This is a genomic window from Candidatus Tisiphia endosymbiont of Dascillus cervinus (genome assembly GCF_964026405.1).
Lineage (GTDB): Bacteria > Pseudomonadota > Alphaproteobacteria > Rickettsiales > Rickettsiaceae > Tisiphia.
In genome coordinates this window covers 409,053-422,035 of record NZ_OZ032146.1, presented here as the reverse complement: position 1 = coordinate 422,035, position 12,983 = coordinate 409,053, and the positions used below count along the sequence as shown (strand labels likewise).

16 protein-coding genes and 2 tRNA genes are annotated in these 12,983 nt (G+C 30.6%); 7 read left to right on the top strand and 11 right to left on the bottom strand.

Annotation, left to right across the window (positions count from 1 at the left end; genetic code table 11):
• Positions 1–297 precede the first annotated feature (297 nt).
• The 6 genes from AAGD19_RS02010 to dnaQ all read left to right on the top strand — a co-directional run bounded on the left by AAGD19_RS02010 (position 298) and on the right by dnaQ (position 4,679).
• A complete protein-coding gene (locus AAGD19_RS02010) occupies positions 298–870 on the top strand; it encodes a VUT family protein (RefSeq protein ID WP_341748122.1) in 573 nt (190 codons plus the stop codon).
• 425 nt (positions 871–1,295) lie between these two features.
• On the top strand, positions 1,296–1,934 hold the full coding sequence (locus tag AAGD19_RS02005; RefSeq protein ID WP_341748121.1) for a DNA (cytosine-5-)-methyltransferase: 639 nt from the start codon (positions 1,296–1,298) through the stop codon (positions 1,932–1,934).
• A gap of 59 nt (positions 1,935–1,993) precedes the next feature.
• Complete coding sequence (locus tag AAGD19_RS02000) at positions 1,994–2,224, top strand: DNA cytosine methyltransferase (protein ID WP_341748120.1); 231 nt, start codon at positions 1,994–1,996, stop codon at positions 2,222–2,224.
• 370 nt (positions 2,225–2,594) lie between these two features.
• Positions 2,595–3,002, top strand: coding sequence for a hypothetical protein (locus AAGD19_RS01995; RefSeq protein WP_341748119.1), 408 nt, complete (start codon positions 2,595–2,597; stop codon positions 3,000–3,002).
• Positions 3,003–3,420: 418 nt separating this feature from the next.
• A complete protein-coding gene (gene coaE, locus AAGD19_RS01990; RefSeq protein WP_341748118.1) occupies positions 3,421–3,996 on the top strand; it encodes a dephospho-CoA kinase in 576 nt (191 codons plus the stop codon).
• Positions 3,984–4,679 carry a DNA polymerase III subunit epsilon gene (gene dnaQ, locus AAGD19_RS01985; RefSeq protein WP_341748117.1) on the top strand — a complete coding sequence of 232 codons (696 nt, stop codon included), beginning with the start codon at positions 3,984–3,986 and terminating at the stop codon, positions 4,677–4,679. The genes coaE and dnaQ overlap by 13 nt, the downstream gene beginning before the upstream one ends.
• A 266-nt stretch (positions 4,680–4,945) precedes the next feature.
• Here the strand turns inward: dnaQ and AAGD19_RS01980 are convergent, their stop codons facing one another.
• The 11 genes from AAGD19_RS01980 to rpoH form a co-directional block, all read right to left on the bottom strand.
• Positions 4,946–5,824, bottom strand: a complete 879-nt coding sequence (locus AAGD19_RS01980) for an IS982 family transposase (RefSeq protein WP_341748116.1) — start codon at positions 5,822–5,824, stop codon at positions 4,946–4,948.
• Positions 5,825–5,879: 55 nt separating this feature from the next.
• Positions 5,880–6,068, bottom strand: a complete 189-nt coding sequence (locus tag AAGD19_RS01975) for a hypothetical protein (protein WP_341748115.1) — start codon at positions 6,066–6,068, stop codon at positions 5,880–5,882.
• A 67-nt stretch (positions 6,069–6,135) separates the two neighbouring features.
• Positions 6,136–6,210 (bottom strand) — tRNA-Thr (locus tag AAGD19_RS01970).
• A gap of 152 nt (positions 6,211–6,362) precedes the next feature.
• Complete coding sequence (locus AAGD19_RS01965; RefSeq protein ID WP_341748114.1) at positions 6,363–6,662, bottom strand: YraN family protein; 300 nt, start codon at positions 6,660–6,662, stop codon at positions 6,363–6,365.
• 241 nt (positions 6,663–6,903) lie between these two features.
• Positions 6,904–6,980 (bottom strand) — tRNA-Met (locus AAGD19_RS01960).
• A 62-nt stretch (positions 6,981–7,042) separates the two neighbouring features.
• Complete coding sequence (gene rpsI / locus AAGD19_RS01955) at positions 7,043–7,519, bottom strand: 30S ribosomal protein S9 (RefSeq protein ID WP_341748113.1); 477 nt, start codon at positions 7,517–7,519, stop codon at positions 7,043–7,045.
• Positions 7,520–7,525: 6 nt separating this feature from the next.
• Positions 7,526–7,993 carry a 50S ribosomal protein L13 gene (rplM, locus tag AAGD19_RS01950; RefSeq protein ID WP_341748112.1) on the bottom strand — a complete coding sequence of 156 codons (468 nt, stop codon included), beginning with the start codon at positions 7,991–7,993 and terminating at the stop codon, positions 7,526–7,528.
• 123 nt (positions 7,994–8,116) lie between these two features.
• A complete protein-coding gene (locus tag AAGD19_RS01945) occupies positions 8,117–9,358 on the bottom strand; it encodes a PQQ-binding-like beta-propeller repeat protein (RefSeq protein ID WP_341748422.1) in 1,242 nt (413 codons plus the stop codon).
• 292 nt (positions 9,359–9,650) lie between these two features.
• Positions 9,651–10,304: a DUF2659 family protein gene (locus AAGD19_RS01940; protein ID WP_341748111.1), complete on the bottom strand. Its 654-nt coding sequence runs from the start codon at positions 10,302–10,304 to the stop codon at positions 9,651–9,653.
• A 28-nt stretch (positions 10,305–10,332) separates the two neighbouring features.
• On the bottom strand, positions 10,333–11,085 hold the full coding sequence (gene ybgF, locus AAGD19_RS01935) for a tol-pal system protein YbgF (protein WP_341748110.1): 753 nt from the start codon (positions 11,083–11,085) through the stop codon (positions 10,333–10,335).
• A 67-nt stretch (positions 11,086–11,152) separates the two neighbouring features.
• Positions 11,153–12,037 (bottom strand): RNA polymerase sigma factor RpoH, encoded by an 885-nt coding sequence (gene rpoH, locus AAGD19_RS01930; RefSeq protein ID WP_341748109.1) that lies wholly within the window; start codon positions 12,035–12,037, stop codon positions 11,153–11,155.
• A gap of 137 nt (positions 12,038–12,174) precedes the next feature.
• On the opposite strand from rpoH, the gene AAGD19_RS01925 reads away from it, so the two are divergent.
• Positions 12,175–12,735, top strand: a complete 561-nt coding sequence (locus AAGD19_RS01925) for a cytochrome c oxidase assembly protein (RefSeq protein ID WP_341748108.1) — start codon at positions 12,175–12,177, stop codon at positions 12,733–12,735.
• Positions 12,736–12,983: the final 248 nt, after the last annotated feature.

Sequence of the window (12,983 nt, the reverse complement as noted above, 5' to 3'; positions counted from 1 at the left end):
GCAAGTTTTTTGTAAAGGTCATGTACACTCAAATGATCCTACGAATTGCATTTGAAAATGAGGGGTAAACTAAAGTAATACGTGAGTTCCTGATGTTTTTAAAAAACAATTCTTAAAAGCGTAAGAGTATACAAATTGTCATTAGACATTTGTTGTTTTGTGTTCCAATTCTCCAAATCATTTAACTACCCTTGCAAGCAAGTCTTTTAAAAAGTAAGTTTTAAAAAATCAACTAAATTATCTACTAACAATAATCCATATTATTTGATAAAATTAGAACAAAAAGAAGGAGGTAATATGAACAATATTAACACTAAGTTTTACATACTACTAGTAATACTACTTGGTATATTCACTTATTCATTAAATCTTTTTAATAAAATATCTCAGTGTTCTTTAGTATTTGTGTTTTTAGCTGTAACTGCAAATATCATATCTGAACTATATGGTAGGAAAAAAGCTTGGATTGCTGTAACGTTGTGTATAATAGTAAGCTTTTGTTTGTTATGGGACTTCAATTATTATATTCATGGTCGTGTTATTAATGGAATTATACTTGTATCTTTTGTATCTATATTGTTATCAACATATTGTAGTACAAGTGTATTTGTACAACTCAAGTCAACATGTTCTTTGAATACAAGAAATTTTGCTGGTTTAATGATGGGTGCGGTTGTAGATGGCATTGTGATGTCAGGATTTTTTGTAAATATATTCTCTACAAGTAGAGTTTTGTCGATGTTTTTAAAAGAAGTATTATTTAAATGTGCATATTCATTAACAGTTTATATATGTATATTTTTGGGGTCATTTTTAGTCCAAAAAGTATATTGCAATAATAGGACTACCCGTCAACTGAAGAATTTTTGAGTAAAAAATACAGCTGAGTACCGCAAGAATCTTGGATAATGACGATGCAATTCTTGATTTTCTATTCTAGAGTATATATACTCAAATGATATTAAAGGGTGTTGGCAAAGTAGTAATAAAGTAAAATTATCGTCATATTTTGAGAATATATTATATAATTTTACTTTTTTACTTATTTTGTTGGCAATTTAATTAAAGAATTACTTAAAAATTTGCTTTATATAGCATTTATATGACTTTGCCAACATTCTATATACCTAACCCAAGGAACTCTTAGCTAAAAGCGATGTCATTTCCACTTTTGCAGGAATGACATCGATAGTAGTTAAGATTATATTTATACCAACTATTGGTACGGTTCTTAAATTGCCCTGATTAAATCTAACGGAATTAACTATATCATAACTTATTTAAACAGGAATAATGTGTATAAATTTATAGACTTGTTTTGCGGTATTGGTGGATTTAGGATTGCTTTAGAAGGAAAAGGAATGGAGTGTGTTTTTTCTTCAGATATAGATAAGGATATTCAAGAAACTTATGTAAAAAATTTCGGAGAAAGACCTTATGGCGATTTAAATGAAATCTCAGAAAAAAAAATACCAAAACACGATATTCTATGTGCAGGTTTTCCTTGTCAACCCTTTAGTATTTCTGGTAAGCAATTGGGATTAAAAGGCAGTAACGGAAGATTATTTTATGAAATAATTAGAATCGCCCAATATCATAAACCGTATGTTTTATTGCTTGAGAACGTCAAAAATATAATTAATATTGATAATGGATCGGTAATTAAAACAATAGATATAAAATTGGATGAAATTGGTTATAAAGTTTATAGGCATATTCTAAATTCTTCTTTTTTTGGTATACCTCAATCAAGAGAAAGGGTTTATTTTGTTTGTTTACGTAAAGATTACGATAATGATCTAAAATTTAAATATTTACCGCCAAAAGAAACTTTTGCAAAAGTTTATTTGGATGATATTTTAGAAGAAAAAGTTGATGATAGTTTATATATTAAAAGAGATGACATAGTAATAGATGGCAATAAAGAAATTTAAGACCTCTAAGAATTGGTTATGTTAATAAAGGCGGTCAAGGAGAAAGAATCTATAGCCCCTTGGGACATGCAATAACTCTTTCCGCTTTTGGTGGAGGAGTAGGTGCAAGAACTGGCTTATATTTAATTAATAATAGAATTAGACGATTATCAGTTAATGAATGTAAAAACTTAATGGGATTTCCAAAAAATCACCATGTTATAGAAGGGATAAAAGGTTATCAACAGCTTGGCAATGCTGTTATACCAAAGATGATCAGTAATATTTATGATTCAATTGGAATATCATAATTATGAATAGAAATGCTTATATAACCCGAGTTGCCAATTAATTTATAAGAGCAGAGCTAGGTTTTATGAACATTTGAAGTTAATTTGTAACATTAAAACACTTAATAAAAACTATATTTTTTAGAAATATGTTTGTATTAAAAATGTTTTAGTATCGAGCCTCACATGAAACCAGCGTTAAATATAGCTTTTGCCAGTATAATTAATTGGCAACTCGGGTTATATAGGAAAAAATGTTGAGGTTCTGTTTAAAAATAGCATAGGAGATCATCAAAAAATCATACAAAAAATTCAAGAAAACTTTAAAATACAAGGAAACTTCATAACTGCGATTTGTAGTGGAGTACATAATGAAAAAGTAGATGTAAAAATGGAATTTTCTTGTGGGAGAAATATTGATGCCAATATAAAGGCTTTTAAGACTGGTTTAAATCAACTAACAAGAACCACACCTGAAAAGTTCTGCGAAAAATTTAATTTGGATTGCTTAACGTGGTTGCAAAATCTACTTGTTGAAAAAGCCAAAAGAGGAGCTACAAAATATGATTTTTTTCCAAAAAGTGAAAAAGAGAAAGCAGTATTAATATTTAAACCTATTGTAAAAGATATAGTGGAATGGTCTATGTCTTATAAAAAATCTCGAGAAATACTAGTACTATACGATAGACAAGAAAGTATTATGCATATTTATTCAATGAAAAATATTTTAAAACATTTAAAATATGACATATCTTTTACATCTAAAGGTGGTAATTTGCTTATTGGTAATGTGATATAGCACTTAACATATATGTTCATATTAGTGCTAGGTTATAAGAACGAACAACCGTCATCGCGAGCCACGAAGTGGCGTGGCGATCCAAATAAACAGCGTGCTGTTGCAACTTTTGGATTGCTTCGTCGCCTAAAGTGGCTTCTCGCAATGACGGTTAGAGAATTTATTCAATCTACAACTGTAGCACTAATATGAACATATATGTTAAGTGCTATAACTTTTAAAAGAAAAGGGGGAAATGGTAAGTTATGTTCGCATAAAATAAAAACCGACCCAACTCACCCAGTAATAACATTCAATTGCAACTGAGAATGTATGAATTTATAAAAGAAATGAAAAATTATGAGTTAGGTAATTACGTTATCTAAATTTAAATCCCTTAAAGTGAAAATTACTTAGAAAAAATAAAATATTTATTAGAATGATCGCGGTAGGAATCACCGGTAGTTATGCTTCAGGGAAAACTTTTGTCTTAAATTATTTAGCTAATCTAGGATTTATAACTTTTTCTGCTGACGAATATGTTAAGAACCTATACGAAGAGTCAGAAATACAAAATATGGTTCTTAACTTACTACCTGATCTAAAAAGCTTTGATAAAAGAAAAATTGCAGAGCTAATCTATGCTAATGATTCAGCAAGAAACAAACTGCAAAATTTTATTCATCCATTTGTAGTGGAAAGTTTGTTTCTTTTTAAACAGCAAAATAGTAAATCAGAGATTACATTTGCTGAGATACCATTACTTTTTGAAGCTGGATTTGATCAATATTTTGATTTTTATGTTACAACATTCTGCTCAGAAGAATCTAGATTAAAACGTGCAATGTCTAGAGAGGCTTTTAATTTAACAGCTTATAATAAAATAGCACAAATTCAATTGCCACAACAGATTAAAATAGAAAAAGCAGATTTTGTTATTAATACTGATGTTAATCTAGTAGATTTAGATAAACAAATAACTCAACTAATAGAAAAATTAAAATGCAGCAATTAAGAGAAGTAATTTTAGATACTGAGACAACTGGTTTAGACCCCAAAAATGGTCACCGAATTGTTGAGATTGGTGCTATTGAGATGGTTAATAAAGTTTTAACCGGCAAACATTTTCATTTTTATATTAATCCAAAGCGAGATATGCCGACGGAAGCTTATCGAATACATGGCATATCGGGAGAATTTTTAAAAGACAAACCACCTTTTGAAGAAATTGTTGACGAGTTCTTAGGGTTTATTAGCAATAGCAGACTTATTATACATAATGCAGCATTCGATATTAAGTTTATTAATTATGAGTTATCTCTGCTCAAAAGACCTTCTACAGAGTATTTAGAACTTTCCAATATTATCGATACTCTTGCTTTAGCTCGGAAGATGTTTCCTGGAATGAAAGCTAATCTTGACGCATTATGTAAAAGATATAAAATTGACAATTCCTCACGTAAGTTGCATGGGGCACTTAAAGATGCGGCATTACTGGCAGAAGTTTATGTTGAACTTACTGGAGGTAGGCAGATAAGTTTCAATATTAATAGCCAAAAGGCACAAAATATAGACGAGTTAGTGGTTCAAACTACTATGGCAAATAAAAAGAATACTATAGTTATCAAACCAACTAAGGAAGAGTTACAAAAACATAAAGAGTTTTTGTCAAAAATTCTTTCTCCAATTTGGTTGTAGAACCAGTGTGCGAAAGTGAGAATGACATATATACTCTTCTGCTTTGAAGAATTGGTTTCGTAAAACTGCGTGGTATTCGCGTACTCACGTTTTATCTTCGAGACAGAAAAGTGCTTGAAACGTCTAAAAAATCAGGCTCGTAGTGCTTTTGGCATACTAAAAATTAGTCAACATAATGCTTCTTATTTGTGCTACAATTTGTTAGATATAAGGCTTTATGGTAATTTTCAAATATAATCAACTAGTATGATAACCCCAGTTGCCAATTAATTTTGTATATCAAAAAGTTCTATAGGAAGCAAAGTTTTGATAGAAGGTTTGTTTTCTAGCAACTGATAATTGATTAGGCAGGATAGCATATGACTAAATGCATTTGTAACTGATCTATGTCTAGAATGCTCTAACTTATCAAGAAATTTAAGTTTGCCTATTACGGTTTCTATCAGAATTCTTTTGAGCAACATAACCTTATCTATAATAGGGATTAATATATTTTTCATATTCTTTTTAACCCGAGTAATAAGTTGGATGCCTTTGTCATACAAATCATCAAATAATTCTTTAGATATATAACCGCGATCGCCAAAAACTTTGCCATATATACCAAATATCATTCCTTTAAGTCCTTTCCTATCATCCTTATTACCACTGCTGAAAGATACCTTTATCAGATTACCTTCGGAATCTATGATTAAATGTAACTTTAGTCCATAAAACCACCCCTTAGTGGTTTTTCCTCTTGCCGCTATTCCTTTAAAAACCTTATGTGAACTTATACGATAATTCTTACATACGGCTATACCTGTAGCATCTACAAAAGACAGACCTGTGCATTCAGCAAGCAAATGATTCAGTAATATTGCTAAATAAGGCATACTTCTACCTATCAATTTAGTAAAATGTTCATAACTAACAAGTTTAAAATCTTCTGTATAATTATGTAAGATTACTTGTTTGTAATAATGCTTAAAACAATCACAATATGAATCATAGTAACCAATTAATATGGTTAATACTTCGCTTATTGATAAATAATTACTTACACCAGGTTTAAATTTACTACTATTAATTGTAGGCAAATTATTTTCCAAATTCTTTATAAAATCGTCGACAAAACAGTAAATTGCGGTAAAATCTTTTTTCATAGGTTATTTTGTTATTGGTTGAAAAAGATAAAATAACCTATGTCCCTTTTAAAATCTACCTTTCATCTCTCCTATTTAATTGGCAACTGGGGTTAAATACACTTGAATCATCAATAATGTTATCTGCAATACTTATTTGTATATTATAATAATCCTTAAATAATGCTTGGATCTGATCAAAATATTGGTACATACCAAGCGTTTTTGAAGAAGGAGCTACAACATCTATAATTAATTTTTTCATTGACATCTCTTAAAGAATTTAAAATTATATCCTTTCTTAATTTAAAATAAAAATGTTGATACTAATATGGTGCCGCTAGTAGGAATTGAACCTACGACCTCATCATTACCAATGATGTGCTCTACCTCTGAGCTATAGCGACCTAGTTTTAAGAGAAGTCTCAGACTATATGAGTATGATCTTTTTGACATATATTGCTTTATCGGTCAAGCAATAATTTTAAAATAATTACTTAGTCAGTTAGCATTTGAGTGTATAATTTAGATTCTTTTTCGTCTAGTAGAAAAAACCCTATTACCATGCGTTTTCAATAATAATTGGTATACTGTAAGGTTTAATAATTATTAGGTCAAATCTAACTTGATAATTTTGGTATTTTGGGTTAGAGCTTAAAAATATACTGGCAGATCTTTTTATTCTTGCTTGTTGATGAGTTGATAATATCCGATCATCAACGTCAGAACGTCTTGTTTTTACTTCTATAAAAACAAGTTGTTTTCCACGTAGGGCAATAATATCAATCTCACCAACATAATATCTTTTACGATGGTGAAGAATTTGATAAAATTTAATTTTATAAATAACAATAGCCACATACTCAGCTATTAAACCGAATGTAATCCTTTTCATAATAATGTTTGCAAGAACTTGAAGAATTTTGAGTACATTCACCGCATAATAGCATATATATCAAGTAGCACTAATGACTTTTACATATAAAATATAAAAAAATCACAGTATTCTTAATGCTTTAAAGAATTAGTTGTTGATTCTTATTATGAAAACCCCCATTACACAAAGTCGATAATAAACTACCACATGAATTAGCATTTTGTGGTAGCGAGGGAGGGATTTGAACCCCCGACACGCGGATTATGATTCCGCTGCTCTAACCAACTGAGCTACCCCGCCATGATGGAAAGAGCTTCAGAAAAATCACATGCTAGACAACTCCAAACAGATTATATAAAATTTTAACGTTTAGAGAATTGAGTGCTTTTTCTAGCTTTATGCTTACCATATTTTTTCCGTTCTACAACCCTTGAGTCTCTTGTTAAGAAACCGGATTTGCGTAAAATACTATGAAATTCTGGTGCAATTTTGTCAAGTGCTCTAGAAACACCGTGTAGTACAGCACCCAGTTGCCCTGATATTCCACCACCTCTAACAGTACATATTATATCATATTGCCCAGCAGTATTAGTTACAACAAATGGTCGCAAGAGAGATTTGGTATGAGCTTCACGAGTGAAATATTGCTCCATATTTTTTTTGTTGACAATTACCTTACCACTACCACTTTTTAACCAAACTCTAGCAATTGCACTTTTTCTTCTACCTGTACCATAGACTTTATTATCACTACTTCCTACAGGCGTTTTAGGCTTAACTAACTTACTCTGAACTGTATCACTTTTGGTTTTTTCACTTTGAACCTTTAATATTGTCATAATTCACTATTTTTTATTCTTTGTATTTTTGCTTGCAAAATCATAAAACTCAGGTTGCTGAGCTTTATGTGGGTGTTCATTCTCTGCATAGACATATAGATTACCCATCTGCTTTGATCCCAAAACATTTCGCGTAATCATTCTTTTTACAGCAAGCTTAACGACACGTTCAGGATATTTACTAGACAGAATTTTTCCAGCTGTTGTATCCTTTATCCCACCTGGGAAACCAGTATGGCGATAATAAAACTTACCATCTTTAAGGTCTGATTTTTTACCTGTCAAGCAAATATGCTTGGAATTAATTATTATTACATAATCTCCACAATCTAAATGAGGAGTGAAGGAAGGCTTATGTTTGCCGCGTAAGATTTTAGCTACTTCACTAGCAAGTCTACCTAATACAAGGTCTTTAGCATCTATGACCCACCACTTTTTCTGAATTTGTGATGGTTTTGCAGAATAAGTTTTCACGTTATATATCTTTATTAATTAGAATTAATGTTATCATTGTCCTCGCCTAAGCTATACTAAATAGCATTATAACCACTATTTTGTCAAGATAAATGTAAATATATATTTTACATAGTTTCTTGACTAATCGACAAACATAATTTTTTTATCAGTAGCAAAATACATACTACCACAGCAGGTTTTTCCATGATATTCAATATTTTTAGTAATTTTAGCAATCTGTGGAGTAGTGCTTAAATTACCATTAACATCTGATTGGAAACTATATAATTCACCTTTAGTGGAAATAATATTTAAATTCCACTCTTCTGCCTCAGCTACCTTACCAATTATAGGGGTTAGGAATGATGAGGCTTTAACTTTTTTAATATCTTTCCCATCATTTAGATCTGCTACAAACTTGACTTTACCAAAATCAGTACTTATAGCAGCTATTTGTCCAGCATTATTTGTTATAAATAAACTATTACCCGCTAACAACATAGATTGCACATCATAAGCTTTGGTTTGCCAAAGAATATTACCCGTCATGATATCTAGCTTTACTATCTTACCAGCACTATTAGCTATATATATGTGAGAGTTATTGACAATAGGTTTGCATAATATAGATGCTGCCTCAAAATTTGGCAAGCCTATTTCTTGATGACTAGATAAATCGTTAGTCCATAGAACTTGACCGCTACCTGCTTCTAGAGCAAGAATTTGTCCTGAATTATAGTTTACTATTACATGATTATTTTGTACTATTGGGCTAACATGGTAACTTGATGACAAAGTTTCTACTACACCTTCATGTTGCCAAACAAAATTTAAGTTATCAATATTAATCGCTAATATTTGATTAGTTACTGTTTGAACTACAATAGTATAATTATTAATTAATACCGGTTTTACTCTAGTAATATCAGGCAACTCTTTTCTGATTATTTCATGACCTGACCTACTATCTAATACTACCAAGAATCTTGAACCATAGGTAACATATAGTTTATCATTGTGGCATAAGATCCCTCCACCAACATAATAATCACTCTTGTTAGTGCTGATATTATATGACCACATAATAGATTTATCTTTCATAGAAAAAGCGGAAATATTACCTTTAGTATCAATGGTATAGGCAACAGCTTTATTAAAAACTGGCTCTGATATTATTTTATATTTTGCAACAGTATATTCCTTATTTTGCAGCTGTTCAGGGCTAAATATATTTATTTTTACAGCAGAATCTATTTGAATTGTTTCATTACTTTCTACAGATAATCTAGGAGTTAATTCTACAATATTTTTAATCTTTTTAGCTCCAAGACCACAAGAAGTTAGAAGAAAAGGTAGTAAGAAAATAATTAATCGTTGTTTTATCATAATTTAAGCCTGTGTTATTACGCGAATTCGGTGAAATTATGATTGCTTCGTCGACCTACGACCTCCTCGCTAATAGACGTTTTATAGACGTATATGTCTATTAGCGAGCGAACGTATGTGAGCGTGGCAATCCATTTTGCTAAAAACATGATTTTAAAAGATTAAAATCATGTTTTTAGCTTTAGAAAGGTTTAAAATACATTCGCAAAACCGCTTTAAGAATGCATTTTTCCTTATATTAAAGCCAATTCGGGATAAGAATTAACTAATTCTTATCCCGAATTGAGGTTTATTGTAAGTTTGAAAGTAAAGCTTTAGCCTGCTCTTTAACTACTTGAGTTGTACTTTCTAGTGATATTACCTTTTTCAAAGTATTTTCTGCTAAATCTTTTGAGTTGTTGTTAATATACCAAATTGCTTTGATAATATTTGCAGTACCAAAGAATGGTTTATTCTCATCATCAAAATAATTTAAATATTCCTCGATTTCATTAATGTTTGCATTAGATAAATTTGTTTCGTCTATCATTAAACTTAACCAAACTAGACGTGCATATGCACTTGTTAATTCGGCATAATTCTTGTTATCAATAATTTTCTTTAATAAAGTTCTAGCCTCTATAAAATCTCCTTGTTGTATTTTTATACTGACTTGTTCGATAGCAGCAAGCTCTCCTACTTTATTATTACTTGTTTCAATTAAATTATCCAACGACTTTATGGTTAGGTCTTTGTTGTCATTGATAAGCGACATAGACTTAACTAAAATATCACCTGTCTTTTGATTATTCTTTATTTTCTTACCGTCAAGCCAATTGTTTATTAGCATAAATAATACGACTATTAGTGCGAGGATTATAGTTATAGGAAGAAGTTTTTTAAAGTAATAAAGTTTCTTTTCTTCATTTTTATCATTTAAGACTTCTTCTAAAATGTCAGTCATTATTATTTACCTTTTTGTTCATAAGAACCTAACGCTTACAAGCAAATTTGGTTCTTGCATCCTTAGCTCTTTTTATTGATGTAGCTGATCTACTCGGAAATTCTGTTTCAAGTTTATCAAGAATAGAGCATGCCTCTTGTATTTTCTTCAATTCCCCAAGAGATAATGCTAATTTTAACAATGAGTCAGAAGCTTTAGAACCTTTTGGTGATTGTTTGTAACCTTTTAGATAATTTATAGCCGCTTTATCAAACATATTACGTCTAAAAAAAGATTCTCCGTACCAAAAATACGCATTACTTACCAAAGGACTATTAGAGTAATTTTTTAAAAAATTTACAAACTTTTCTTCTGCATCGGTTAATTTATTATCTTTTAAAGAGGCAAGTGCTAAGTCATAAAGTTGCTTATCTTTTGCTATCCCCGAAATGGGTTTTGCAATATCATACGACGCAACTTCCTTTTGTACTTCTTTAGTAGCTGGTATTTCAAAGACATCGTCAACTATAGAATCATCTGCTAAATTTTTTGCTGTACTGGTATCCTCAGAACTTATTACCTCTTGTTTTGTAGAGCCTAAAATTCTCTCTAATTTGGCAATAGTATGTTCAATTATTTCGACTCTGCCAAGTAAGTGCTGATTCTCTTTCTCCAAAATATCTAATCTTTCTGTGCAATCATTAGATGAATTAAATTTCAAATCTTTTCTAGTAATTTGATTTCCAGCAAATACTTGCGTAGAAATCAAAATAATCAATAAATGTATAGCAATTGCTTTCATGAATTAATATTTAATTTAATATATTGTAAAACCATCTGAGTATACTAGAAAAATTATAGTAATCCACTTAAACAACTTTTGGCATCTGTTGCAATATAAAGTTTTTCACTTTCTCAAATGCTGTGTTCTCAATCTGCCTAATTCTTTCCTTAGAGATTTTATATTCAATACTAAGAGTATCAAGAGTTTTTGGAGAATCTTTTAATTTACGCTCAGTGAGAATATGTAATTCACGATCATTTAATATCTTCATCGCTTGTGTTAGCAAATTATGTTTGTTAACAGAATCCTCTTGGCTAATTAATCTTAGCTCTTGACTTGGACGGGTTTCCGGTAAAAATTCAATTAGCTCGCTATCACTGTTATCATTTCCACTATTTACCAAATTATTCAATGATAAATCTGGACCAGATAACCTATAATTCATTTCACTAACTTCATTCTTAGTCACTCCAAGTTCTTGAGCAATTTGAACAAAATCTTGATCTGTAACAGCTCTTGAATATAGGTTAGTGATTTTATGCTTAATTTTACCAAGGCTAAAAAATAACTTTTTTTGTGCTGCCGTAGTACCCATTTTAACCAAAGACCAAGATCTTAGAACATATTCATGGATTGAAGCTTTAATCCACCACAAAGCATAAGTAGACAAGCGAAAACCTAAATCAGGATTATATTTCTTTACTGCTTGCATAAGACCTAAATTCCCTTCTGACACAAGCTCATTTAGAGGTAGTCCATAATTTCTATATCTAACGGCAATTTTTGCTACCAATTTCAAGTGACTAGTTACTAGCTTATGAGCAGCTTCTAGATCATTCTGCTCAAGATAGGCTTTGGCAAGTAGAAACTCTTCTTCTTGTGAAAGTGACGGAACTTTATTGATCTTTTGCAAATATTGATAAAACCCTGATTCTGCAGAAATTACTGGCACACTGATTTTGTTAGTCATATAATACCTTTAAAATAGATTCCTTTACTTAGGGCATATACTAGAATGGGTACATAATATCATAAGTTTAAAATATTTTAAATAGACTTCTTGTAAAAAATTGAAATTTGACTTTTTTACAAAAAGAGAGCAACATAGTGTTACAAAAATCTAATAGAAATTTTGCCTTAGCCCTAGTTAGTTTAGTACTTAGCATGGTTTTTTTAAGCTTTGCATCAATACCAATTTACAATTTATTTTGTAAAGTCACTGGATATGGTGGTACTACCACAAGACAAGAACTCAATATATATTCTCCTAAAAAAGGAACTAGAACCATAACTATAGAATTTGATTCTAATGTTGACAGTAAATTGCCTTGGAGATTTATTCCTAAGCAAAGGAGGTCTAAAGTTACCCTAGGACAAAATACACTAATTTTTTATGAGTCTGAAAATCTAAGTAACGATGATATAATAGGAACTTCCATTTATAATGTTACACCTAATAAAGCTGGTAAATACTTTGTTAAAATACATTGTTTTTGTTTTGAAGAACAGTTATTAAAAGCAGGAGAAAAAATGTTGATGCCAGTGACATTTTTTATAGACTCTGATTTTGAGGAAGATAAAGAAATGAATGATGTGGATACAATAACCTTATCTTACAGTTTTTATAAGGTAAGAACCATTGAAAAAGATTCAATGAAATTCAAATAATAATTTAAGAAGTAGAAATTTAGTATATATTTATATAGCTAACCCGATTAGCATTACTTCGTCATTGTGAGGAGTGCGTGAGTACGACGAAACAATCTAAATGAAGTGGATTGCCACGACCACTCACGTGGTCTCGCTAATAGACGGAAAGGCTTTTACCCAAACGTCATTGCAAGGAGTAGCATTGCTACGACGAAGCAATCCAGATCCAATCATCTTCTTGGATTGCTTCGTCGCCACCAAAATGG

What these genes read in the sequence shown, in the direction of transcription:
- AAGD19_RS01995 (WP_341748119.1), top strand. Translation starts at nt 2,595, where the DNA reads ATGGAATTTTCTTGTGGGAGAAATATTGATGCCAATATAAAGGCTTTT.
- dnaQ (WP_341748117.1), top strand. Translation starts at nt 3,984, where the DNA reads ATGCAGCAATTAAGAGAAGTAATTTTAGATACTGAGACAACTGGTTTA.
- rpsI (WP_341748113.1), bottom strand. Translation starts at nt 7,519, where the DNA reads ATGACAATATTAAAGGTTCAAAGTGAAAAAACCAAAAGTGATACAGTT.
- rpoH (WP_341748109.1), bottom strand. Translation starts at nt 12,037, where the DNA reads ATGACTAACAAAATCAGTGTGCCAGTAATTTCTGCAGAATCAGGGTTT.
- ybgF (WP_341748110.1), bottom strand. Translation starts at nt 11,085, where the DNA reads ATGAAAGCAATTGCTATACATTTATTGATTATTTTGATTTCTACGCAA.
- coaE (WP_341748118.1), top strand. Translation starts at nt 3,421, where the DNA reads ATGATCGCGGTAGGAATCACCGGTAGTTATGCTTCAGGGAAAACTTTT.
- AAGD19_RS02010 (WP_341748122.1), top strand. Translation starts at nt 298, where the DNA reads ATGAACAATATTAACACTAAGTTTTACATACTACTAGTAATACTACTT.
- AAGD19_RS01975 (WP_341748115.1), bottom strand. Translation starts at nt 6,068, where the DNA reads ATGAAAAAATTAATTATAGATGTTGTAGCTCCTTCTTCAAAAACGCTT.
- AAGD19_RS01940 (WP_341748111.1), bottom strand. Translation starts at nt 10,304, where the DNA reads ATGACTGACATTTTAGAAGAAGTCTTAAATGATAAAAATGAAGAAAAG.
- AAGD19_RS01980 (WP_341748116.1), bottom strand. Translation starts at nt 5,824, where the DNA reads ATGAAAAAAGATTTTACCGCAATTTACTGTTTTGTCGACGATTTTATA.